The organism is Bradyrhizobium sp. USDA3516 (assembly GCF_057651995.1).
Genome location: NZ_JBYGYN010000017.1, coordinates 37,931 through 60,276 on the forward strand (window position 1 = coordinate 37,931; position 22,346 = coordinate 60,276).

General features: G+C 60.9%; 21 protein-coding genes and 2 pseudogenes. 16 read left to right on the plus strand and 7 right to left on the minus strand.

Annotated elements, in window-relative coordinates; all coding sequences use genetic code 11:
• The first annotated feature begins 133 nt into the window (after nucleotides 1–133).
• The 4 genes from ligD to AC24YW_RS35575 all read left to right on the plus strand — a co-directional run bounded on the left by ligD (nucleotide 134) and on the right by AC24YW_RS35575 (nucleotide 2,055).
• Nucleotides 134–1,081, plus strand: a complete 948-nt coding sequence (gene ligD / locus AC24YW_RS35560) for a non-homologous end-joining DNA ligase (RefSeq protein WP_487487054.1) — start codon at nucleotides 134–136, stop codon at nucleotides 1,079–1,081.
• A 333-nt stretch (nucleotides 1,082–1,414) separates the two neighbouring features.
• Complete coding sequence (locus tag AC24YW_RS35565) at nucleotides 1,415–1,579, plus strand: hypothetical protein (RefSeq protein WP_487487055.1); 165 nt, start codon at nucleotides 1,415–1,417, stop codon at nucleotides 1,577–1,579.
• Nucleotides 1,580–1,646: 67 nt separating this feature from the next.
• Nucleotides 1,647–1,835, plus strand: coding sequence for a hypothetical protein (locus tag AC24YW_RS35570; protein ID WP_130228312.1), 189 nt, complete (start codon nucleotides 1,647–1,649; stop codon nucleotides 1,833–1,835).
• A complete protein-coding gene (locus AC24YW_RS35575) occupies nucleotides 1,822–2,055 on the plus strand; it encodes a hypothetical protein (RefSeq protein WP_271669553.1) in 234 nt (77 codons plus the stop codon). Before AC24YW_RS35570 ends, AC24YW_RS35575 begins: the two co-directional genes overlap by 14 nt.
• Before the next feature lie 189 nt (nucleotides 2,056–2,244).
• Here the strand turns inward: AC24YW_RS35575 and AC24YW_RS35580 are convergent, their stop codons facing one another.
• From AC24YW_RS35580 to ku, 3 genes are all read right to left on the minus strand, one after another.
• Complete coding sequence (locus AC24YW_RS35580; protein WP_487487056.1) at nucleotides 2,245–2,709, minus strand: metallophosphoesterase family protein; 465 nt, start codon at nucleotides 2,707–2,709, stop codon at nucleotides 2,245–2,247.
• Nucleotides 2,706–3,209: an NUDIX hydrolase gene (locus tag AC24YW_RS35585; protein ID WP_487487057.1), complete on the minus strand. Its 504-nt coding sequence runs from the start codon at nucleotides 3,207–3,209 to the stop codon at nucleotides 2,706–2,708. The genes AC24YW_RS35580 and AC24YW_RS35585 overlap by 4 nt, the downstream gene beginning before the upstream one ends.
• Nucleotides 3,210–3,273: 64 nt before the next feature.
• Nucleotides 3,274–4,206: a non-homologous end joining protein Ku gene (gene ku / locus AC24YW_RS35590; RefSeq protein ID WP_487487058.1), complete on the minus strand. Its 933-nt coding sequence runs from the start codon at nucleotides 4,204–4,206 to the stop codon at nucleotides 3,274–3,276.
• 146 nt (nucleotides 4,207–4,352) lie between these two features.
• Between ku and AC24YW_RS35595 the strand changes: the two are divergent.
• The 8 genes and pseudogenes from AC24YW_RS35595 to AC24YW_RS35630 all read left to right on the plus strand — a co-directional run.
• A pseudogene (locus AC24YW_RS35595) lies at nucleotides 4,353–4,628 on the plus strand (hypothetical protein); the annotation flags it as partial.
• A 242-nt stretch (nucleotides 4,629–4,870) separates the two neighbouring features.
• Nucleotides 4,871–5,200, plus strand: a complete 330-nt coding sequence (locus AC24YW_RS35600) for a transposase (protein ID WP_487487059.1) — start codon at nucleotides 4,871–4,873, stop codon at nucleotides 5,198–5,200.
• A 19-nt stretch (nucleotides 5,201–5,219) separates the two neighbouring features.
• Nucleotides 5,220–5,558, plus strand: coding sequence for a hypothetical protein (locus AC24YW_RS35605; RefSeq protein WP_487487060.1), 339 nt, complete (start codon nucleotides 5,220–5,222; stop codon nucleotides 5,556–5,558).
• Between the two features lie 1,229 nt (nucleotides 5,559–6,787).
• Complete coding sequence (locus AC24YW_RS35610; protein WP_487487061.1) at nucleotides 6,788–7,201, plus strand: hypothetical protein; 414 nt, start codon at nucleotides 6,788–6,790, stop codon at nucleotides 7,199–7,201.
• Nucleotides 7,202–7,248: 47 nt separating this feature from the next.
• Nucleotides 7,249–7,497: a hypothetical protein gene (locus AC24YW_RS35615; RefSeq protein WP_487487062.1), complete on the plus strand. Its 249-nt coding sequence runs from the start codon at nucleotides 7,249–7,251 to the stop codon at nucleotides 7,495–7,497.
• A 155-nt stretch (nucleotides 7,498–7,652) separates the two neighbouring features.
• The gene (locus AC24YW_RS35620; protein ID WP_487487063.1) at nucleotides 7,653–9,539 is read left to right on the plus strand and encodes an NAD(P)/FAD-dependent oxidoreductase; all 1,887 of its coding nucleotides are present in this window, start codon (nucleotides 7,653–7,655) and stop codon (nucleotides 9,537–9,539) included.
• A gap of 240 nt (nucleotides 9,540–9,779) precedes the next feature.
• Entirely contained in the window at nucleotides 9,780–12,140 is a 2,361-nt protein-coding gene (locus AC24YW_RS35625; protein WP_487487064.1) for a hypothetical protein, read from the plus strand.
• A 222-nt stretch (nucleotides 12,141–12,362) separates the two neighbouring features.
• Nucleotides 12,363–13,109 (plus strand): gasdermin, encoded by a 747-nt coding sequence (locus tag AC24YW_RS35630; RefSeq protein WP_461327296.1) that lies wholly within the window; start codon nucleotides 12,363–12,365, stop codon nucleotides 13,107–13,109.
• Between the two features lie 883 nt (nucleotides 13,110–13,992).
• Here the strand turns inward: AC24YW_RS35630 and rplM are convergent.
• The 4 genes and pseudogenes from rplM to AC24YW_RS35650 all read right to left on the minus strand — a co-directional run.
• Nucleotides 13,993–14,451, minus strand: a pseudogene (rplM, locus tag AC24YW_RS35635) (50S ribosomal protein L13); the annotation flags it as partial.
• Nucleotides 14,451–15,551 (minus strand): CHAT domain-containing protein, encoded by a 1,101-nt coding sequence (locus AC24YW_RS35640; RefSeq protein ID WP_487487065.1) that lies wholly within the window; start codon nucleotides 15,549–15,551, stop codon nucleotides 14,451–14,453. The pseudogene rplM and the gene AC24YW_RS35640, both read right to left, overlap by 1 nt.
• A 28-nt stretch (nucleotides 15,552–15,579) precedes the next feature.
• Nucleotides 15,580–16,830, minus strand: coding sequence for a hypothetical protein (locus AC24YW_RS35645; protein ID WP_487487066.1), 1,251 nt, complete (start codon nucleotides 16,828–16,830; stop codon nucleotides 15,580–15,582).
• A 563-nt stretch (nucleotides 16,831–17,393) separates the two neighbouring features.
• Nucleotides 17,394–17,708, minus strand: coding sequence for a helix-turn-helix domain-containing protein (locus AC24YW_RS35650; protein WP_487487067.1), 315 nt, complete (start codon nucleotides 17,706–17,708; stop codon nucleotides 17,394–17,396).
• Between the two features lie 289 nt (nucleotides 17,709–17,997).
• Between AC24YW_RS35650 and AC24YW_RS35655 the strand changes: the two genes are divergently transcribed.
• The 4 genes from AC24YW_RS35655 (at nucleotide 17,998) to AC24YW_RS35670 (ending at nucleotide 22,343) form a co-directional block, all read left to right on the plus strand.
• On the plus strand, nucleotides 17,998–18,243 hold the full coding sequence (locus AC24YW_RS35655; RefSeq protein WP_487487068.1) for a hypothetical protein: 246 nt from the start codon (nucleotides 17,998–18,000) through the stop codon (nucleotides 18,241–18,243).
• On the plus strand, nucleotides 18,240–18,536 hold the full coding sequence (locus tag AC24YW_RS35660) for a hypothetical protein (RefSeq protein ID WP_461327291.1): 297 nt from the start codon (nucleotides 18,240–18,242) through the stop codon (nucleotides 18,534–18,536). The genes AC24YW_RS35655 and AC24YW_RS35660 overlap by 4 nt, the downstream gene beginning before the upstream one ends.
• A 226-nt stretch (nucleotides 18,537–18,762) precedes the next feature.
• Nucleotides 18,763–20,622 (plus strand): ATP-dependent nuclease, encoded by a 1,860-nt coding sequence (locus tag AC24YW_RS35665; protein WP_487487069.1) that lies wholly within the window; start codon nucleotides 18,763–18,765, stop codon nucleotides 20,620–20,622.
• Nucleotides 20,619–22,343: a UvrD-helicase domain-containing protein gene (locus AC24YW_RS35670; RefSeq protein WP_461327289.1), complete on the plus strand. Its 1,725-nt coding sequence runs from the start codon at nucleotides 20,619–20,621 to the stop codon at nucleotides 22,341–22,343. Before AC24YW_RS35665 ends, AC24YW_RS35670 begins: the two co-directional genes overlap by 4 nt.
• The last annotated feature ends 3 nt before the right edge of the window (nucleotides 22,344–22,346 follow it).

Consider the following 22,346-nt stretch of genomic DNA (forward strand, 5'->3'; position numbering starts at 1 on the left):
ATCCGCCCTCCTTAGTCGAGCGTCAACGTCGCATGCCACGGAGCCTGCGGAACACGACGCGGCCCCGAAGCGTTTCGTAATCCTTGAAGGACGTCCATGCATTTCGCAACGTGCTCTTAAGGATTGGCCTCGAATGAGCCGGACGTCGACCCTGCCCAAGCGCCTGCAGCCGATGCTCGCTACGCTCACCGACGCGCCGTTCGACGATCCCGGGTGGGTTTTCGAGGACAAGTATGACGGCTTCCGGATGATCGCGGAAATCCGGCGAGGCAAGGTTGCGCTCTACAGCCGAAATGGCAAGATCATCAGCCGCAGCTATATCGAGGTCGCCAAAGCGCTGGAGGGCGTGAAGGGCGATGCCGTGATCGACGGGGAGCTCGTCGCGATCGGAAAGGACGGCGTCTCGCATTTCCAGTTGCTTCAAAACGCGCTGCGCCATGAGGCGAAGCTCCTGTATTGCGCCTTCGATCTCATGTTTGAGAACGCAACAGACTTGCGGAAGCGGCCTCTTCTCGAGCGAAAGAAGCGGCTGAAGGCAATTCTGCCGCGCGACAAGCTGATCGCTTTCAGCCCTCACCGTAAAGGGAACGGCACGAAATTCTTCGCCGAGGCAGGGCGGAAGGGTCTCGAAGGCATCATGGCCAAGCGGGCCGACAGTTCGTATGCGTCCGGAAGCCGGACCCCGGATTGGCTGAAAATCAAGTCGGCAAAGCGACAGGAAGTGGTGATCGCGGGCTTCACCGCGCCCAGGCGCACTAGGCCCTTCTTCGGCGCCCTGGTCCTCGCCGTGCGGGAAGACGACGCATGGCGCTACATCGGACATGTCGGCACTGGCTTCAGCCACAAGGTCCTGGAAGACCTCCATGCCAGGCTCGTGAAGCAGACGACCTCTAAGTCACCCTTTCCTGCCAAAGTGAAGGACGAGGCCGCGACGACTTGGGTGAGGCCCTCGCTGGTTGCCGAGGTGAAATTCGCGGAGTGGACGAGCAAGGGCGAACTGCGCCAGCCTGTCTACCTCGGGCTCAGATCCGACAAGCGGCCGAAGGATGTCGTGCGCGAGCGAGAACGTTCGCGCAAATAGCGACCCCTTCGAGCCTAACCGGCGAACGTAACGATTTGAGTCGGCGTGCGCGAGCTGCCGCGAATCCGCCATGAATCGATCGGACACAGGAGTCCGCATCAGAGCATAGTCAGACCCACAGCCCGGTGGCGACGATTGCTCGCACCTCGGATCGTAATACGAGGAGAATAGGGACTAGCGATCCCAACAATGGCTACCGGCACGCCGCCGGATCTAGAATGATCTTCCTGGTGCGCGCGCTGTGCACCACGCGCAATGGGCCTCGATTGCACAGGGATGATCCCAACACGTAACTGGCCTTGGCGAAAAGCCGGGGCACGTGGGGATTGTCCTATGAAGACCATCGGCTGGGCCGCAATTATTTACACCGTTCACGATGCCTACACCTTCGGAGCGCTCGTCCTTTTGGTCGCTGGCGAGCTTGCTGCTGCCTACGTGTCAGACAAGCGGCTGAAGCCGGATGTCCGCAAGAAATTAAGTTCTCGGCGTTTAAGTTGAATTTAACCATCTGCCCGTATGGTGACGGTGCCAAATTCCCGTTTCACCCGCAGTTTCAGAGGTATCGATGAGCGAATCACCAAGAAATGTCCAAAAAATTGACGTCCAAACATTGGACGTCATTCGCAAGGCGATGGCCACTGGCCTGCACCGCCTGGTCGTGCGGACTCGTAAGGTCAAGCTGAATTGGTGGAGCGGCCATGTCGCCGCCGAGGAAACCGTCACCACTGTGGAGCCGACCGATGCTCGGCACTGAACTCCCGGAATGGCGCAGCCGTAACCGATTCACACAAGACACGCTGCGGATGGCGCTGGGCGTCAAATCGCGCCAGACCATCATCACCTGGGAGAAGTCGACCGAGCCGCTGCCTCGCCTCGTCGAACTGGCGTTGATGACCCTGGAGCGGTTTCCTGAGGAGCGGAAAGTGACAACGTTGGCGACGGTTCACCGTCCCCCTATCCCGGCGTCGTTTTAGCCTTTCTCTTGTTCGCGGCCACCTTGGCTTCGGTAGCGACCACGATGAAGCCGCAGCAATGGCGCAGTGCGTTTGTCACCACATCGGTATCGCTCGCGTCTCGAATCTCTTACTTCCGGTCCTCGTGTGGGGTGACGGCTATGTATGCCTCGCACACATTGTCGCCGAACTCCCTCGACGACGGTGCGTTCAATCGCCTCCAAGGTCGTGGATCTCCGGTCGCATCCCCTCAGGCGTGATTTCGAGCGTCGCAACCGTTATTGGCAGCTTGCAGCGCCGCCGCCCCGCGCTGCCGGGATTCAGGTAGAGAATGCCGCCGACCCTGTCGATCTTCGGTACGTGGGAATGCCCGGAGACGATGACGTCGATGCAGGCGCGGGGATCGGCCTGCAGCGTCTTCAGGTCGTGCAGAACGTAGATCGACTTTCCCGCCAGGCGCACGAGTTTCGTGTCGGAATATTCGCCGGCCCACTCGCCAATGTCCACGTTTCCACGGATGGCGGTGACGGGCGCGATCCGACGAAGCGCATCGACGATCTCCGAGCGCCCGATGTCGCCGGCATGAATGATGTGATCGACGCCCGTCAGGCCTCGTTCCGCCTCGGGCCTCAACAGGCCGTGCGTGTCCGAAATGATTCCAATCCTGAACATCATTTTCCGTCGCTCTCAGCCGCGATCGCCAAAAGACGATCGAGAAGTTCGACCTGAGCGGACAGTATCTTGCTCCGCGCGAACTCGATATCAAACCATTCCGCGCGGTCGACTTCGGGAAAGCTCTGCCGTCGACCGCTTCTGGGCGGCCATTCGATATCGAAGGTATTGCTGGTCAGCGCCGCCGGGTCAAAATGACCCTCGCCGGCGAATGCGATAACGCGCTTCCCTCCTCGCTGTCGGACCTCCCCCAGCGCCCGGAGTGGTCCAATCGAAGCACTCGGGCCGAGTTCTTCGGCAAACTCGCGCCGCGCGACCCGCTCCGGAGCATCCGCGGCATCGCTTTCGCCCTTCGGAATCGACCAGGCGCCATTATCCTTCTTGCGCCAGAACGGACCGCCGGGATGAACGAGCAGAACCTCGAGCCCGCGAGCACCTTTCCGGTAGGCCAGAATGCCCGCGCTCAACATCGATCTCCTGGAAGTCTTTTTCAACGCAGCCATATCACTCCCCGCCGCGGGCGACGAACTAACGGCCGTCTGGCATCACGGGACGCTTCAGGACACGCTAGGCTGACTTCCGCTGCGGTCTGGCCGCCGGCTTCTTTGCCGCGGCTTCCTTCGCTGGCTTCTTGCCGGCAATCGGCATCAGCATTTCCTTCTGCCCGGCCGCCGCCTTGCGCGCCTTTTTGGTCGGCTTCTTGGGCGCCTCTGTCGCTGCCGAAGCATCCCTTCCGATGCTCTTGCGCAGTGCGTCCATCAGATCGACCACATTCTCACCTCGAGGACGCGCTTTCGCGGTGATGGGTTTGCCGGCGCGCTTCTGATTGATGAGATCGATGAGGGCGGTTTCGTACTGGTCTTCGAATTTGTCCGGCTCGAAATGGCCCGCCTTCTGGTTGACGATGTGCTTGGCGAGATCAAGCATGTCCTTAGTAACTTTGACATCCTGAATGTCGTCGAAATATTCGTCAGCGGGACGCACTTCGTAGGGATAGCGCAGCAGCGTCCCCATCAGCCCCTTGTCGAGCGGCTCCAGCGCGATGATGTGCTCGCGATTGGTCAGCACCACACGGCCGATTGCGACCTTGTTCATCTCGCGGATGGTTTCCCGAATGACGGCGAAGGCGTCATGCCCGACTTTACCGTCAGGACGCAGATAGTAGGGGCGAATGAGATACCGCGGATCGATCTCGCTGCGGTCGACGAACTCGTCGATTTCGATGGTGCGCGTCGATTCTAGCGCGACGTTCTCAAGCTCCTCCTTGGTCACCTCGATGAAGGTATCGGTGTCGACCTTGTAGCCTTTGACAATGTCCTCGTTGTCGACCTCCTCGCCGGTGTCGGCGTCGACCTTGGCGTATTTGATCCGATGGCCGGTCTTTCGGTTCAGCTGGTTGAAAGAGACCTTTTCGGATTCTGAGGTGGCCGGATAGAGCGCGACCGGACAGGTGACGAGAGAGAGACGAAGAAAGCCTTTCCAGTTGGCGCGGGGGGCCATCGCGGGGGAACTCCATTACTGATGCCGGATTCAAGACGAACGGCCCGCCATGGTTCCGACATCGCGACCCGTCCAACAGGTCGATTTTTCTCATCTAGGCCCTTGGACGGACTCGACATTTGTTCTTGTTATGTTCTAATTCAGGCATGACCGACCGACCCGCAAGCTGGCGCATGCCGACCCCGAAGCAGATGGAAAAGCTGGCTGCCGAAGCCGTCCGTAGGCCGAGCCCCTCCGCCGCGGCTCCGGATGCGCCGCTTCCGGCCGGATACTGGGAATCTGTCCTCAAAGACCCTCGCGCCGGCACGACCGAGACTCAGATGCGGCGATGTCTTTCCGAGATTCGGCGTCATGTGCTGCGCGTCTCCTGCCGCCGCTGCGAACGGATCGTAGAGATCCAGACGGCCGATGCAGTGCGATTGTGCTAGCAAAAGTGCCAAGATCTCGCTCACAACATGAATATCCAAATCGAATCAGGTCCTTACGTTGCCGATTGCCTAGGACCAAGTGTCCGTGTGCCGAATTGCGTACGGAAATTAGATGCCCTTAGATTCGATGCCGGACGATTGGACCGAACTAAAGTTCCCTCGCGGATCAGAGCCGAGCGCTTCACTTCGGCGACCCGGAGTGAGAAAATAGGGACACCTTAAAACCGAGAGTCCGCTTGCCCCGCACCGCGCGCCTGATTGCACCGGGCCATCCCCATCACGTGACCCATCGCGGCTTTGAGCGCCAACGCGTGTTCTTTGGCGAGGCGGACTACGGAAGCTACCTGAGCATTCTGCAGCAAGAAACGCAGCGCACCGGCACGGCGATCTGGGCCTACTGCCTGATGCCCAACCATGTCCATCTGATCCTGACCCCCTCCAGGCCCGACGGGCTAGGCCGCTGCATGGGCGAAAGCGTCACGCAGCTTTGCGCGCCTCGTCAACCGCAGGCAAGACCGCCCCGGCGCGCTCTGGCAAAGCCGCTTCTATTCCGCAGCGCTCGATGAACCGCACCTGCTCGAGGCGGTGCGCTACGTTCTGCTCAATCCGGTTCGCGCCAATCTGTGCGGGCATGCAGGACTCTGGCCATGGTCGAGCTACCGCGCGCACCAGGCCGAATGCTCGGACATCATCGAGGCCGCAGCGCTCGCCAGCCGCGTCTATGCTTGGGAGGCATTTTTGGCCAAAGGCACGACGCGCGATGCGGCCAACCAGATCCGGGCCGCCGTCACGGCAGGCCGCCCGATGGGGGCCAAAAGCTTTGCAGCCGACATCGCCCGCGCTCACGGCGTGAAGCTTCCTGATCGGGGCCGTGGACGTCCCCCGAAAACCACGACCTCCGAGACGGGTGATGCGAACCGTTGAATGACGACGGAGAGAGCGGCGGTGGGTTAGCATACTCGATCTGACAAGCAGACCGTGACGAGCTTCTCATCGACGCCATGTCCGCAGGACTCGCCTCCCGCCGTCGCGGCGGGCGCGTCAAACTGTGGCGAATCTAGCGGGGTTAGCGCGCCGGGGAGCGATCAATCGCCACCCGGTACCTGGCGGAAACGTCGGCCTTCGGAGCGCGGACCGGACAGATCCGGCAGAGCAGCGGGACAATATGTGTTTTCCCCGATTCCCTGGTCGAGCGTGATTGACTCTTCTCGTTCCTCAGGTCGGACTAAGTCGACGAGCGATCCTCAATCCGCTGACGTCGCCAAGGAGCTTTCCGATGAGTCAAAATGCCGCCAAGCCCGTAGCCGCTCGGGCCACCCTTGTACTCCACACGCCCCCATCCAAGCGCGGCGACGGCCGTTCGAATTGGACCAAATATTGGTACATCATAGACGGCGCCAGGCTGATCCCGACCGATAAGACCTATCCCCAGGAGAAAGATGCGCGGCGTCTCCTTGCGCAGTACGTGAGGGCAAAGACCGTCAAACGTCCCCGATACCAGTCGTCGGACCGCTAGGCCCGGTCCGGAGTTCTGCCAAGATCAAAGGCCCTGATGCTTTTGCAACCGGCCTTGTAGAGGCAACGTACAGCCAGAGCGATGCCTCAGCCGAAACGGCGTCCTGACCAGCGCTTTGGATATTCGGAGAAAACACAGCGATGGCTCCGGTCTTGCTAGGCCATCGCGCCACTCTCGCTCGCGCCGCCGTCTCACTTGAGGTGATGGCCCGATGACGCCCGCGATGGCGCCCTTCCCTAAAAAGTCGCGGGCGATCAGGCCGCAAGGATTCGCTTTGCCGCCACACGTCTCCGAATGCGAGACCCTTCGCCAGAGCTGGCTGGATCCGGTCAGCGGGCGTTCGGTTTCGCGGGACGCCCCACCGTTTTCCTGGGCTTCTTTCCCCGGCCACGCGCGGCCGGCTTCGTCGAATGCGAAAGCACGGTGCCTTGTGGCAGCATAAGCTCTGCGACCTTGACACCAAGCGCGGACGCGATCTTGTGCAGCGACAGCAGGGTCGGACCGCTGATCCGCGTTTGCAAGATCGATCTGATCCAATATAACCCGCCATCTGTGAATGACGCTTGGAAGCGAACTTGAGAACCGCGGACCGTTGCGCGCCCCCGGGCTGGGGCGTGACACGTGGATTTAAATTGAGATGGTCAAAATCGGAGGCGGCGACGCCGCGGGGCTGACGCCCAGACAGCTCAATCGCATCGTCAAGGCGATCGAGGAAGACCTCGAATTGCTCGAAGACTTCAATCGCCGTGTCGACCGTCTCGAGCGCTCTGGCTTCAGCAAACGCTACGAGGCCGAGATACCCAATGTGATCGCCAAAATGGAGGACGTTTCCTTCGAACGCGGCGAGGGTCCGCGTTTTTCATTCGTCGCGCGGATTCATTCGTGGATCGAGAACTTCAGTCAGGACGAGATCGACGCCTTCATCCTGAGTTATCGCATCTTCAGCCAGCGCAATGACAGGCTCTCAATCGCCTCGCTGGCCGTCATCTACGACAAGGAGTGGATGCCGCCTTCCGCGCGCGATGTTTCGAAGATGCCCGCAACCAGCTGAACGACTACCTTGACAATCCAGCGACCGTGACCTTTCCCGACGGCTACATGCTTTTACGCACCCTCGTCGACATCATCATCTATGGTGGGCTTGCCCACAGTAACAAGCAGAAGGCCAAGATCTTCGAGTCCTGGGAGAACTCCGGATTCATGGGCTTCATGTGGGCTGACTTCATGGCCTATGCAAAAGAGGCCGTGGAAACGCTCAAATACATGCGCGGTCTCAACCAGGCGGTCCTCAAGGCCCTCAACACCGACGGCCTGAGGATCGAGGCCGTCGTCGACACCTCCGCTTAAGGAGCGATGAGATGAGGATGACTGCCCATTGCGCCCTGGTTTGTGGTTTGAGCATGATCATTTTTTAGAACCGCCGCGCACCTTTCCAGATCCTCTTTAGAACAATTCCGCGGCGCGACCAACGCCGTGCCAGCCAACGCGATCACCGGCACCCGATGGACGGACCCTCTCTGAACAAACAAGCCACCGGGATGCTCGACGAGGCGCAATTGCGCCGTTGCCCCGGCGCCTACGTCGCGACGGGATACAGCAACGACAACATCTCTATCCTGCATCAACAGGTGCGCGCAGCCAATCTCGCCTGGGCCCTGACCAGGCTCAACAAAGTCAAGCACGGCAGCGTCGTCGCGATCGTCGGCGGCAGCTTCTCCGGGCTGATGATCGCCGTCAGCCTTGCCGTGCAGCGGCGATGTATCGTGCACATCTATGAAAAGGCCGACCGACTGCTGGACCGCTTCAGGAACTCGCACAGCCGCTTCATCAGCGTCAACCTGAACTCGCGGGATCTGCCACCCCGCTTCGATCCGAGCTATTCGCGCGCCATTTACAAGCCGCCCATTTTCCAATGGTCCGAGGGCACCGCAAGCGAAGTTGCGCATCGTTGGCTTCGCGAATTCCAGACCTACTATGCAGATCTGCCTATCTTCCTGATGACCCGCGCCGAGGTCGTAGGATGTCGCCCGCGTCCGGACGGCAGGGTGAAGCTCACCATCAAGGGACGGCGAGGCTCGACGGTCGATCACACGGTCGATCTGGCCGTCTTTGCCGTGGGCTTCGGAAATGAGCAGAACCGGCTTTCCATCGACGATTTCAGCTATTGGAAATCCGGCTCGGCGCTTCAATATCGCCCGGGCCTGCGAACGGCGAAAAAAGAACGTGTGTTGATTTCCGGCTGCGGCGACAGCGGCGTCGTCGAATTGATGCACTACGTGTTTCGCGACTTCCGGCATGAAGACATCGGAAGCTTCTACCCAGCCGGTTGCGGCATCGAGAGCTTCGTCCAGCCAATGCTCGAGCAGAGCAACTTCTGGAGCATCCGCTACAGCCATGAAATTGCGCAGTTCGATAAAGACGTGATTTCAGAGCTCGCCTGGTTCTTCACGCGCAAATATCTCATTGAGGCCAATCCATTTTTCGAAAACGAGGTCATGCGCGGGCTTCGTGGCCGAGAAAGAGCGGTCGAGATCCTCTACCGGCAGATCTACCATCGCACCGGGGCGTTGCTCAGCAAGCACCTCAAGAGGCGCATTCGTCCCTACGGCGCGGGCGAAGATGTCGAGGGCTTGCGAGATGTCATTCAGCGCCTACCCCCGGACGTGCAATTACAGATCAAGAACGAGCTGAAGTCCGATATTTCCCGGCTCGCCAGCGCCGAACTCGATCAGAACATGCGCGAAGTCGACCCAGGTCACTTCTTCAACCTAAAGGCCTACAGGCAGCGGCGCCTCGGCCGCTTCGAGATCTGGATGAACGATGTGACGCCAACGATGTACACCGATGCCATCTCGCCCGCGAACCTGATCTATCTGAGACTTTGCCAATGTGTCGAGGACATCCGCTTCGTTCAGGGCAAACTCAGGAGCGTCACGCCGCGAGCTGGCGGCTACGACGTGCGCTTCGCAGGCGGCCGCAGGATGATCTTTGAACGTGTCGCATCCCGCTATGGTACGTCCCACGATCAGACGATGGAAGACATATTGGGAAAGCCCCCTCGCAAGATGCACTTCGGCGATCGACTGCTGGAGCCCGCCATCGTGATCGACGAGAGCGGACTCGATAAGACCGGGACCGGCACGGTCCGGCGCGAGGATGCCGCATTCTCGGCGATTTCGCGCGCGGCGTCCGCGGCTTCCCGCAAGGCCACCGACAAGGAGGAAGCTCCGGTGCTTTCCAAGCTCCTCTACGTCCGCTCGCTCTGGATGCCCAGGGTCAAGAAGGAGTTCAAGGATCCCATCTATTCCAATCCGCAGGGTTGGCTGAGCCGCCGTTTGAAACGAGGCGGCGGCGTCAACTATCTGCACTCGGACGGCCGCGACCTGTAACAGGTCCGCGCGGACGGCCCGTCCCTATGCCGCGCTCCGCACCCGCCACAAGGCGCGCTGCAGGCTTTGCGACAAGCGCTCCCTCGTCTCTTGTCCCGCACCGCGGCCATCAGCCGTTGCAGCCGTCATGAAATTATTGCAGTTGTGAACTAGCTAACAATCTTAGGTTGGAACCAGCTTTTATTGTCTACCGAACATGACAGCGCGGCTGCTCAGGCGGGCAGCCTTTTGGGGGGGCACATGACTGTCCTGGATCTCAGCTACAATTTTGCAAACTTGTCGGTTCACGACCTGCTCGAGGCGCGAGACACATACCATTATCACCTGCTGAGCAAGGCCAACGTGGTCGGCACCGCGATCGGCCTCTACCTGATCCGCAAGGACGAGGAGTGGCCCAAACGCAAGGGCGAAGCCAAGTCGCCTCCGAACAAGAAGACGTATGCGCGCACGCTGTCGAACTCTGAGGTGCGCGATTACTCGTGGCCCTGCATCCTGGCGTTCGTGCGCTCCTGGGCTGCCGAAGACGCGTTCGGTCCCGGCGGACGGTACGACCCGGCCCAGATCGTCCCGAAAACACTGTACCTGGCCGACGGCCGCGCCGTTCCGGTGTGCGTGGTCCAGGCGGATCAAGCCGGATCGGAGGAGAGCTCGACATATCGGCCGGTCGAGACCCCTCCCGCCTACAAGTTCGGCGGCGGCTCACCGATCATGGTGCGCGTGCAAGGCGCCGAGTATACCGCCACCGCCGGCTGCCTGGTCAGCGACGGTCATCTGACCTACGCGCTGACGGCACGCCATGCCTGCGGCGAGGCTGGCACGCGTATCTCAAGCTATCTGCGCAGCGGCGAGATTGAAGTCGGATCGAGTTCGGCAAATCAACTGACGCGAAAACCATTCTCCGACGTCTATCCCGACTTCCCGGGACGACGGTCCTACGTGGCGCTCGATGTCGGACTGGTCCGTCTCGACCAGGTCGATGATTGGACCAGCAACACCTATGGGCTTCCGCCGGTCGGCCCGCTCGGCGACGTGCACGAAAAGAATCTTTCGCTCAGGCTGATCGACCAACCCGTTCTCGGCCGCGGCGCGATGTCGGGCCTCGTTCACGGAACCATCAAGGCTCTGTTCTATCGCTACCGATCCGTCGGCGGCTACGACTATGTCGGTGATTTCCTGATCAGCCCGGCGGAAGGATCTTCCACCCGGCATGGTGACTCCGGGATGGTCTGGCACCTTGACGCCACCACCGAGGATGATGCGGCCAATCCCAAGCCTTTGCCGAAGCGCGATTTGAGACCGCTTGCCGTCGCTTGGGGCGGTCAAGTGTTCGAGGAAAGCGGTGTACGTTCTGCCTTCTCGATTGCCACCAGCCTCAGCAATGTCTGCAAGCTGCTCGACGTGGAGTTGGTCACGGACCAGTCGCGCGGCGTCTCGGGCTATTGGGGCCGGACCGGCCATTACAGCATTGCCGCCTTTGCCGTCGCCCTGATCGGCGACACCGACTTGCGCGACTTCCTCAAGCGCAACCTCAGCATTCTGAGCTTCGATCCCGATACGATCGCCGAAAAGGGCTTTGACAAATCGGTCGGCCAGCTTGGCGACAACTTCGTCCCGCTGGCAGACGTTCCCGACGAGATCTGGAAGAAGCTCGACCACGGCAAGAACGGCCGCGAGGGCGGCCGTGACGTTTCGGCGGGACCGCACGGCAGCGACGGACCTGAGCATCCCAACCACTATGCCGACATCGACGCGGAGATCGGACCGCACAAGCAGACCTTCCGTGCCGCCTGTCTCGCGGACGATAGCAGTCTCACGGTCGATGCCTGGCTGCAATACTACGAGGGCCTGGCAGCCAAGGCAAAAGCCGATGGCGACGAGGACGGCGCCAGACGACATCGCAACAAGCTCAAGCAAGGGCTCCTGCCCTTCAGGGTCTGGCAGTTCTTCGACGCCATGGTCGCGTTTGTGGAAAACAAGGACGTGGTCGGCTTCCTCACGGCGGCGGGAACCGCGGCTCACTACATGGGTGACGCCTCCCAGCCGCTGCACGGTTCGGTCTACTCCGACGGAGACGCCTCGCGCACGGTCACGCGCCATCATCCCAGGACCGGTGAGGACGAAGAGGTCTCCTACGGCAGCGGCGTCCATTCGGCCTTCGAGACTGCCATGATCGCCGACAAGGCCGCCCAGCTGTTTCCCTTGATCAAGCAGGAGCTGAGCGGGCTCGGCGGCCACGCCCTGCCGCTTCTGACCAGCGGCAAGGCGATGGCGAAGGCCACCGTCGAGCTCATGGACAAGGTTGCGGGGATCCTCGAACCGATGCGGATCCTGGACAGTTACGAACAGGCTGGCGCGGGCACGCGTAAGGCGACGCTCGATGGAATGTGGAAGGACCTCGGCGACGATACGGCGCAAGTGATGGCGCTCGGCGCGCGATATCTGGCGATGCTGTGGGAATCCGCCTGGGTGCACGGCAAAGGCTCCGACATTCCGGTCCGTAAGCTGACGGACCAGAATCCGCAGGAGGTACGCGCCCGCTACATCCAGACGTCATTCATCCCCTCGCTGACCCTCGACAAGATCGGAGACGAGCTGACCTGAGCTGACGTGCCCCACAGCGCGGCCACCCTCGACGAGCATCTCGAGCGTGCTTCCGTGCGGCCGGATATCCGCACTCGCGACGTTGTCGGGAAACCGGCCAGCGCACCTGCAATCTTTACAGATGCAGATGCGTTTCTGTAATGTGTGGTTGAGTGTTGTTTTTTTTCAAATCGCTTTTGAGGCACGATCATGAATTGCTCACGAGACACCGGCGACGAGTTGATGGCGTCTCTTCTGGCCGAAGGCATCAACTTGATATTGCCGCCGCGCGACAACATTGCGCCCGGCGACCTAATCATCGCGGATCAACAAGGCGGGGCCAGGCTCGGTGGCTGGCGAGAAGTCTTCAATCTTCAACTTCGCCCGCAGATCGCAACCGACGCCGGCTTCAAGTCTTTCCAGTTCAAGGCCAGCAGCGTCTTGAAAGTGGGTGTCGCAGCCTCGGTGATGGGTAGGGTACTGCAGGCGTTTGGCTTGGGCAGCGGGTCTTTCTCCGGGGCCTTTTCATCGGCCAATGCGGACACCATCAAGCTCTCGATTATTGCTCCAGCTAACAAGGAGCTGACAAACTTCGACGCCGTGTTGGCTCAGATGAACGAAGCAAGGGCCGAGCCCACGCAGGGCTATAGCGATCGTCGTTTCTTCGTGGTGATCAAAGTCTGGCGAGCGAGAGGAATTCGAATTTCCGTCGCCGACAAATCCAGCAAACATGTCGACCTGTCCGCAAAGGCGGTGGAAGAGCTGACGGCCAAGGCAAAGATGGAGTTGAAGCGCGAGGACACAGGAAGCTATGCGTTCATCGCCGGAAGCCAGCTGATCTTTGGGCTCACGCTGCGCGAGGTGATCTATAAGGATGGCGCTATCGTTGATGTGGCGCCCACCGAGCCTCTCAAGTTCAGAGGAAAGGGGCCAGCCGAGCCTTTTGCGTTTATCGGTGATGACGCCTTCGTTGATCTTCCCGAGAGTTGAACGTCGGAGGGAACAACGACTCGTAGTCGAACACCTCGCGCGAATAGGTGCGATCACCATTCCTGAAATTCAGGATGACCTTGCCATGGACCGCGGTTTCTTCATCGCCGGCGAGCTTCACCTGCACACCAGCGAGTTGTCCGTCGAGCAGGCTCTTGCCCTCCACGGCTCGAACACTGAGTGCCCTTGCACCAACGATGCCGTCGACCGCCAGACCGCTCTGCAGTTTTGGGCGATCCTTACCGGCGAGCTGGGGTCGAACTCCGTCCAACAAGAAGGGAACGCGATCCCAAAGGCGCGCATCGATCACGGTCGCTTCTTCTCCCACTTCGGTGTTTATTGTGAAGAAAGAATCGATACGGTTCAGCACGAAAACCTGCTCGAGATCCGCCAGCGCACGCTTCTCGTCCATGGTCGTATCTCTATAGTGAGCCGGGTATAGCGCTGCGACCAGGGCCAAGGCGGCTCTCTTTGCTGCCTCGGCCACCGAGAGGTTCTCGCTCAGGGCCGTCATCAACCGGTCCGGAATCGGGTACAATGTCTTCCGAAGTTCCGTATCCTTCAGGCAGCGCTCAAGATCGAGCCGCGGGATCATCAATCCGAGCTCAAGCAGCGCGTTTTCGACGCGCGTGGTATCGGGGTTGTCCAACTCGAGGAGCAGCCCCTGAATTTGGCGATTGATCTCGCTCGCATTCATCGCTCGGACCACTTCGGTGAGCTGCTTGAGGCGGAAAGAAGAGGGATCCCGAAGGCCTCCCTTCTCCCCCCTTATGTAGTCAAGAATCTTGGCGAAGTTTGGTTTCGATCTGGTTTCCTTCCCGGTCCGCCCGCCGGCCTGGTTAATTTCGTCTTTCCCGACATTGCTTCTCATTTCTTTCCGAAGCGCCGGAGCATTCTTTCTGTTCATTGCTGCGATTTCGAGCTTCTCCGGCTGCTGCGCCTCATGGGGGTGTTCCGGCCCCGCATAGACGCGCAGATTGCCCATTTGGACGCGGCCCAACGGCCCGCGCGGGATCATGCGCTCAATCGCTTTTTCGAGCACCCGCTCCGCGTGGTGCCCTTCCAGGATCTGGCGCGCGGTGCGCTCCTTGACGTGACCGACATAGCCTGTGTGCTTGAAATAGGTCTTCTGCGCCCATTTCCGGCCGGTCAGCACCGCCTGCTCGGCGTTGACGATGATGACGTTGTCGCCGCAATCGACATGGGGCGTGTACGTGGGAAGGTGCTTGCCGCGCAGCCGCGTGGCGACGATCGTCGCGAGCCGCCCGACCACTAGGCCCTTGGCATCGATCAGTACCCATTTCTTGGTCACTTCGGCCGGCTTAGCGGAGAATGTTTTCATCACGCCACCAACTTGGTTCGCAGGGCTGCACTCGGTCGCCCAATGTAGGCATACAACAGCGCGGATAGGTTAGGATGCGCCTCGTCCAGCATGGCACGCCGCGCCGTCAGGATCGATTGTGGAGCTGTCTGCCCGCCACACAATGCCCGATAAAAATGGGCCGCCCAGCGCGTTCCATACGCGTCTTCGATATCTCCCGTGGTGGCGACCACGGCTTCAACACGCTTGCTCCTGAACTTGGTCGCCACCGTTTCCTGGACATCATGTCGCATCGTGTGGCCGCTGCAACAATTCAGGACCACGATCGAACTCTCGTTCAGGTCGAGTTCAGCGATGCTCTGCTTGTCGATCTTGAAGACCTGCGTCACGAAGATCGCGCCCTGCGATTTGGCTGGAATGTCGGCATCGGCGTGACAATTGAAATGCGTCAGGTGCTCGGAAGCGCCCATGAAATCGTGCAGGCGGTCTCGCGAAGCCTTGTTGTCGGACAGCGTCGGCAGGCTGATGATATTCACCCCGAGCCTCGCAAATATGGCCCGCTCCGCCCCCGAGATCGCCGAAGGCAATCGGGAATCCTCTGCATATCTGAACTCGACGTCCAGGTCGCTCGGCAGGCGCGTCAAGGGGCCGCGGTCTGCCGACAGCGCCGACGGAGACGACCGCTTGTTGGCCTTGCTTTCGAAGTGCTTGCCTACAACTGCGTTCGAGCCGAAAAAATCAAAAACCGACGCTGGTCCGTTCACGTCCCCCAGATATAGGAACTCCCAAGGGAGATGCTGATCGGATCGCGCCGTCAAATGGCGGGCCCGCGAGAGAATTGCGATCAAATCTTCGCGCGGTCGCGACCCGGCCAGCGCGCTCAGCAATTCGGCCCCGTGCTGACGCAAATCGTCGAGCACCTTGTCGCGCTCGTCCTGGCCCCTGTATTCCCAGTCATACGTCGCTTCGCACAGCCGCTCGACTGCCGCAAGGAGACTGGTACGCGCCTCACTCATGGCCCCCTCGTCTGGATTGAAGACGCCGAGCCCCTCGTTCTCTTCGAGATCGATGAACTCCAGCCGCCCCCCGGCCGGCCCGATGACCTGCAATCTTTCCAGCATTTGCCCCCGCCGTACAGTATCAATGTGCTCAAAGATGTCGCTCGGACGCCGAATTTTTGGCGTCAAGCCGTATGCTCAGATGCAAGTCAAAACCGTCCGCCATCACGGCACGTACGCTCAATTCGTGACGCCGCCGCTCCTCGGCACGACCGATGAATGTTACGAAATCAGATGGGCGGACAATCCATGGCGGTTCGAACGCGATGGTGTCTGACGAGGCCTGGATGGCTTCAACCTGGCCTCGCGGCTCCGTCTGATCGTCGATCCGCAAGAGAGCGCGGATCTCGTCGACGACGCCGGCGGTCACCGCCAACTGCGTACCAACGAAACGCGTCGACGCGACGAGACGCCGACTGGGCGACTGCAAGCCGACCAGCGCTTTGATCAGCGCCTGGTCCGTAATCTGCACCGATCCATAGTGGCGATAAACCGCCGTCGTCGACGGTCCTGCAAGGGCGGCCGGTACGTCGAGATGATCAAGCCCGATGGCAAAGCCGCAGACGCGCTCGACCGAAAAACCGATTGAAGATGCCCGCCGCCCCTCGCCCTCTTCGAAGCCCGGAAGGTCGAGCTGTTCGCCAGCGAGCACGCTTTCGCCGGTGTCGTGCGCGGTCCGAAGGTAGTGAAACAGGCCGGCGCTTTGCGAATTCAACTGTGCAAGGCGGTAGTTGAGCCGCGCTTGCAGCCGCCAGTCATCCCCGCCCGACTGGCGGTACGCTTGAGCCAGCGCGTCCGCATAAATGCGATGGAAAAGTGCGCGCACCATGGGATGGACTTCCGAGCCCAGCCGGATCGCCCACGTGCCGAGGGTCGATAGTCGCGCGGGCTTCGATGCGTACTGCTCGAGCCTGAACAGGATTTCTTCCAGGTTCGACCTGGCGTTCTCCATTCTAAACTCGGCTCTCGAGGCATCTCGCCATCGAGCGGGACGCGACGAAATCACCATCATCTCCGTGACGTCCGTTCGTGAAGACGATGTAATGCGCTCCGGCAAACTGGCGGAGAACGCCGCGATGTCCTTGACGAGAAGACGTCCCTGCTCCGGTCCGAAGAGCAGGAAGTCGCCGCTGCGATCTCTCAGAAGAAGCAGATCCGACTGATCGACAACGGACGTGCCGTCCAGCGAGTTCACAAAGGCATAATGGTGGCGTTCCGAAATGACGATCGGCTTCTCGGCCGCAACGATCCAAAGGCGCGCCTGGCGGGCTTTCGGTCCCTGTTCAGCCCCCGAGAACAACCCGAGTTGAACGTGGCTGCCGGGCGAACGTCCGTCGATCATCGAGCCTACCTTCGAATCGGGACGCAGCCGTGGACATCCGGCCCGCGGACATGGGACCGCTGGAAGTTTCCTTCTCGCATTTTCATTGATTCCGCCGCCACGCGCCACGAAAGCAAGGTGGCCCGTCCGTCCGGACCTGGGTGCTTCCACAGCTTTGTTGGGCCAGGGACCACGACGGGCGGAGGGAATGAATGCGTGCGGTCGAAGACCTTTGAAACGGGCAAACATACGCAGGACTTAATGATTGACTTGGGAAAACCGGCAATGCAACTTATGCTAGATTTTTACGCAATGTTCAGGCGACGTCAAGCGGCATGGTCGCCCCAGCTTATGGGGCGTGGTTACGCTCTCCCCTCGATGAGGCACGTCCGCTGACGTTCTTGCTCACTGCGCCCGATTTGTGACGAAGTCATCAATCGCCCCTTCGCGCGGCCGGCAATCCGCGAGCCGGCCCCGGACCAGCATGTCCACGGTTGCACACCCGACGGACGGAATTCTCCGAACGTGCGCCTATTGTCGTCTGTGATCCAAGACCCCGCGTCATCAAGGGCTGGCTGGATCGGTCAGCGGGACGGTGGTTTGAGGGGGCGTCCCCGCCTTTTCTTGGTAGGCCGCCGGACCGCCGGTTTCGTCCCCTGCGCGAGCGCGGTGCCTTGTGGCAGCACAAGCTCCGCGACCTGGATGCCGAGCGCGGACGCGATCTTGTGCAGCGATAGCAGCGTCGGATTGGCCTTTCCGGCTTCGATCTCGCTGACCAGCGCCTGGCGCAAGCCCGTTTCATCTGCCAGATCGTACTGCGTCCATGATTTGTGCAGCCGACGTGCCCGCACGTTTCGCGCAAGCAATCGCTGGGTATGTGCCGGAGTCCGACGCCTCATCCGACAGGATGATGCATTTCGGAAGCTCCGACAAAACACGCTATAGCGTATGAAATACGCTATAGCGTGTTCTATGCACCGATTTTCCGACGTCTCTTGGCCTAATTTACCAACGTCCCGACCGCGCCTGCTTCGCCCCGAGACTGGGACACCACAGAATGTCCACCGCAGGCAACCTTTGGTTTCGTCCGGCTCGCTCGCCGCAATTGAATGGTCCAGCGCTCGGCGAAGCTGCTGCCGAATCGGATATGCTTTTGGCCACTGTCAGCCCCCACGCTTAGGTCCCCACATGATGCAACGATCCGACATCGTCTCGGCCGGCATTCCACCGCGCGTCGAGCTCGACCAGATGTTGGCCTTTCCGTCGTCGACTAACGTCCCGCGCACCTGGCTCGCCGCCCTATCCAGAGCAAGAGCCTGGCTCGATGCTACGGACGTTCTGGAGGACGGGTCGCCACGTCTCTGCCAGTTGATCGACGCGGCCGGTGAGGTCGAGGAGGCAGCGATCCGCGCGCTGTCACGGGGTACGGTGTGATCGGCGAACGGCTTGGTTTTTCCAGGCCGCTGCCCGGCGCCGCGTCCGCCGCGAAGGCGGCCTACGACCGTGTGGTCGGGAAGTCGCCGCGGCTCAGCTTCGACACCACGCGTGGCGGCATTGAGCTGCACGTCCTCAACACGGAGGGCGAAGCCAGCATCGTCGGGACCATCCAGGCCTCGCCCCCACTGCGCGCCTTTAGAAGGAGAAGCACCGTGCGACGTCATCAGGGCAGCAACGCACCGGGTCAATGGCGCAAGGCGACACGCGACATTGGGCCGGTTGCGCTTTAATCAACTCATGGCGTTACATCGCAATATTTGATTTGTTCGCGACCTCGCCTTTTACGCGACGAGTAACCTCGCCATCGTGATCTCCGAATGGTCGACTTCATCTTTCCTTGGGCGTGAAGGCTGGCCTTACGCCACAGGGCGCCCGAATACGGCCGGGTGACAATTGCGGCAATCCGGATCAGGCGGGCGCCGCACGGATTGAATATTTCTTTGGGGCGGAAGGGGCATGTATCTAGAAAAGCTGACGCTGAACAACTTCCGATCTTTTGCGCAGTCGGAGATTCCACTGTGCAAGGATCTCACACTCCTTGTCGGAGAGAATAACGGCGGCAAAAGCAATGCGATCGACGCCATTCGTCTCTTGACCACTCCGCTCGGTGGCCGTCGCGAGCTCTATTGCGAGACGACCGATATTCGGTTTGGAAGCGCGGAACGGAAGTTCGAGCTTGCCGGGACGTTCGCAGAGTTAACTCCCCCACAGCAAGGCCGCATGATATCGGCCGCGACCGACGCAGCCATCAGCGGATGTATCTTCGGACTTCGATACGACGAAACGACGGGACGCTTTCCGATCCGGCCGAGCCTATGGGCGGGGCATCAGCAGGGCAATCCAGAGCCTGGCTGCCACGAAATGGTCCGTCACGTTTATCTGCCTCCGCTGCGCGACGCGAAGCGGGCGCTGGCTTCTGGCAACCCGACGCGAATCTACGCATTGCTGAACCACTTCCTCGAAGGAGGCGATCCGGAAGCGCTCGCAAAGTCATTGCGGCGGGGCAGCGAGGCGGAGATCCTTGGCAAGGTCGGAGGAGCGGTCGAGATTGGCCTGAGTGCCTTGACCGCAGGGGTCCGCCGGCAAGCCGCCTCGCTCGGCTTTGCGAGCGATGAGAAGCTGATCGATATCGCCCGTGACCTGCGGTTCAAGCTTGCCGATCACGGCATAGAACCAGAGGATCTTCGGTACTCAGGTCATGGCTACGCAAATCTGCTCTACATGGCGACTATCGCGGTTGAGCTTGAGAAGGTAAACGACGCGGATCTAACGCTTTTCCTCGTCGAAGAGCCAGAAGCGCATTTGCATCCCCAGCTTCAGGCCGCGGTCCTGAGTTTCTTGGATGAGCAGGCCGAAAAGTCGCGCAAGCCACGTGCGGGCCACAAGGGGCCGGCGGGCGAGTTGCAGGTGATCGTGGCCACCCATTCGCCAAACCTGTCGGCCTGGGTTGAAAGCAAGAAGCTCGTCTTTTTCCGGTCATTCCTGCCAGCGCAGGTAGCCTCGTCGCCGGCCGGGGCAGACAAGGCGGAGGCCCAGCCGCTCGCCGGTGTCCCCGCCGAGATGATGCCGGAGAACGAGCCGAATCCGGTCATGCCGGTTGGTCGTGCGCGGCGGGAAACACGCTGCATCCCGCTGGCAGCGTTACCGCTCGATCCGGTTGAGCGCCGGAAGGTCGACCGTTATCTGGACGTAACCAAATCGGCCTTCCTCTTTGGCGGCCGCGTGCTGCTTGTGGAAGGCATTGCCGAAGCGCTGCTGCTTCCCGTCATGGCCAGGAAAATCGTGCTGAAGGACGACGCTGACAAGCTGCGCCTGTTCCGTTCGGCAGTCTTCGTCCCGATCGACGGGGTAGACTTCCAGCCCTACGCCAAGCTGTTGCTTTCGCCACTCGACGAAGTCCGAATCGCGGATCGCCTGGTCGTGTTAACGGACGGCGACGGCGCGGATGTGCCTGAAGGCGGAGTAACGCCCGGCGCCGCGCGCAAACGCGACCTCGAAGCTCTCGTCGCCGGTCTGGGGGCCGCGGATCTTCTCGATGTCGTCATCAACGACTATTCGCTTGAGACCGAGCTTGTGCGCGCCGGCAACGCTGGCACTTTGAAGGACGTCTATCTCAAGCTCCATCCGCGTTCCGGCGACAAGTGGGATGCGGCTGTGGGGCAGACCGATGCCGCCCAGGCGACGGCGGTCCAGAAGCTCTTCGAGACGACACGCAAGGGCGATTTCGCGCAACTGGTCGCCGAGGAAATCAACAACGGCGCGGTCTTTACGGTACCAAACTATCTGAAGCTGGCGATCGAGACCTTGGTTAAATGATCGCCAAGCCATTCGAGCCGACCGATGAGCAACGGCGGGTGATAGAGCATGCAGGCTCTGCGTTCATCGCTGCCTGCCCCGGCGCGGGAAAGACGCGCGTAATGGTCGAGCGAGCACGGAAGCTTCTTGGCGGCGGACCGACAGGTCGCGGCATCGCCTTTCTTTCGTTCACGATTGCCGCCGTCTCCGAACTGGAGGATCGATTGCGTCGAGAGCAGCTTGTCGAGACCCCGGCGTTTCCGCATTTCATCGGGACATTCGATGCCTTTCTCTGGCAATTCCTCATCGCACCCTTCGGCGTCGATGGCTGCGCCGCTAAACCGAGACTTATCCCGGACAAGGACGACCGCACTATAAAGCCGTTTCCCGCCGCGCAAGCCCTGCCGCTGGAATGCTTCGATCGAACGACGGGGAACGCTATCCCCGCCATGATCCGGCGTCACGGCTTTCACGGGAAGATCAAGGCATACGAGACGGCGGCGCGAAGGACACGCGCGCGCCTTCTAGAACGGGGCGAACTTGACTTTGCTGACGCGCGTTCCGTGGCACTCGCCCGGCTCCGCGATCCGGCCTGCGGCGCCGTCTTGGGGCCGGCGTTTGCAGGGCGCTTCCAGGAGCTTATTGTCGACGAGGCGCAGGACTGCAATCCCGTCGATCTGGAGATCATCACCTGGTTCCGGACAGCTGGCATTCCGATCAAAGTCATCTCGGACCCGAACCAGGCGATCTACGGATTTCGGGGTGGCGTGACGCGGGAGCTTAGTCAGTTCGCCGCAACATTCAGCGACGCCGAGCGTCTACCCATGAACGGAAACTTCCGGTCCAGCGGACACATAACAAAGGGCGTCGTGGCCCTGCGCGCGCCCCACATGCGCACCACGATCGACGAAGCTCTGGGAGAGTTTCGAAAGGAGCCGACGGCGGTTCAAATTCTGTCCTATTCCGGCAAGAGCGTTCCATCGACGATCGGGACGAAGTTTCAGGAACTGGCGGCAGCGATGGGACTGGCGGCCCGAGATTGCCCTGTCGTCTCCGCGACACGGCGGACCGGAGCAAACGCCCTTGGACATCCGCAGGATTCCGGGGTCCGGGATCTCAGCTACAGGTTGGCGGTCGCCGTCAGCGACTTCCATTTTTCGTTCGAAGTTGGTGGCCGCAAGGAGGCTCTCGTCGCCATTCACCGTATCATGCTCGAATTGGGCGACCGGATGGGCGGAAAGACCTATCACCAGCACCTCGCCGATGCTGACGTGCCCTCTGACGCATGGCGGCCAGAAGCGCTCGCTTTGGCTCAGGCGCTCCGCTTCAGCCCGGAGCGGTTCGCCACAACCGAGGCATGGCACGACGAGGCGCGCAGGTTGCTCGCGCCCCTGCTGTCGGCTGACGGCCGATCCATCAATCAACGGCTTCGTCGCAATGGCGAGCTGGAGAAGGCTTTGTCGGTCGCGCCTGCATACGGCCACCCCGCACGGACCATCCATAGCGTGAAGGGGATGGAGTTTCCCGGAATCTGCGTGGTGATGTCGCCAAGCACCGCGAAGGGTATCGTCGATTCCCTGGTCGGTGCTGCTGCGGGCGATAACGAAGAAGCTCGGAAAATCTACGTCGGCGCATCAAGGGCACAGCGTCTCCTGGCGATCGCGTTGCCACGGACGCAAGCCCCGCGTCTGCGGGATCTGATGGTCGCAATGGGCGGCGCCGTCGAGCTTGTTACGCTCTAGCAG

Coding starts and splice junctions, on each gene's coding strand:
- ku (WP_487487058.1), bottom strand. CDS start 4,206: ATGGCCCCCCGCGCCAACTGGAAAGGCTTTCTTCGTCTCTCTCTCGTC.
- AC24YW_RS35650 (WP_487487067.1), bottom strand. CDS start 17,708: ATGAGGCGTCGGACTCCGGCACATACCCAGCGATTGCTTGCGCGAAAC.
- AC24YW_RS35610 (WP_487487061.1), top strand. CDS start 6,788: ATGGTCAAAATCGGAGGCGGCGACGCCGCGGGGCTGACGCCCAGACAG.
- AC24YW_RS35565 (WP_487487055.1), top strand. CDS start 1,415: ATGAAGACCATCGGCTGGGCCGCAATTATTTACACCGTTCACGATGCC.
- AC24YW_RS35585 (WP_487487057.1), bottom strand. CDS start 3,209: ATGGCTGCGTTGAAAAAGACTTCCAGGAGATCGATGTTGAGCGCGGGC.
- AC24YW_RS35670 (WP_461327289.1), top strand. CDS start 20,619: ATGATCGCCAAGCCATTCGAGCCGACCGATGAGCAACGGCGGGTGATA.
- AC24YW_RS35625 (WP_487487064.1), top strand. CDS start 9,780: ATGACTGTCCTGGATCTCAGCTACAATTTTGCAAACTTGTCGGTTCAC.
- AC24YW_RS35620 (WP_487487063.1), top strand. CDS start 7,653: ATGGACGGACCCTCTCTGAACAAACAAGCCACCGGGATGCTCGACGAG.
- AC24YW_RS35580 (WP_487487056.1), bottom strand. CDS start 2,709: ATGATGTTCAGGATTGGAATCATTTCGGACACGCACGGCCTGTTGAGG.
- AC24YW_RS35655 (WP_487487068.1), top strand. CDS start 17,998: ATGATGCAACGATCCGACATCGTCTCGGCCGGCATTCCACCGCGCGTC.
- AC24YW_RS35640 (WP_487487065.1), bottom strand. CDS start 15,551: ATGCTGGAAAGATTGCAGGTCATCGGGCCGGCCGGGGGGCGGCTGGAG.
- AC24YW_RS35645 (WP_487487066.1), bottom strand. CDS start 16,830: ATGATCGACGGACGTTCGCCCGGCAGCCACGTTCAACTCGGGTTGTTC.
- AC24YW_RS35615 (WP_487487062.1), top strand. CDS start 7,249: ATGCTTTTACGCACCCTCGTCGACATCATCATCTATGGTGGGCTTGCC.
- ligD (WP_487487054.1), top strand. CDS start 134: ATGAGCCGGACGTCGACCCTGCCCAAGCGCCTGCAGCCGATGCTCGCT.
- AC24YW_RS35570 (WP_130228312.1), top strand. CDS start 1,647: ATGAGCGAATCACCAAGAAATGTCCAAAAAATTGACGTCCAAACATTG.
- AC24YW_RS35575 (WP_271669553.1), top strand. CDS start 1,822: ATGCTCGGCACTGAACTCCCGGAATGGCGCAGCCGTAACCGATTCACA.
- AC24YW_RS35630 (WP_461327296.1), top strand. CDS start 12,363: ATGGCGTCTCTTCTGGCCGAAGGCATCAACTTGATATTGCCGCCGCGC.
- AC24YW_RS35665 (WP_487487069.1), top strand. CDS start 18,763: ATGTATCTAGAAAAGCTGACGCTGAACAACTTCCGATCTTTTGCGCAG.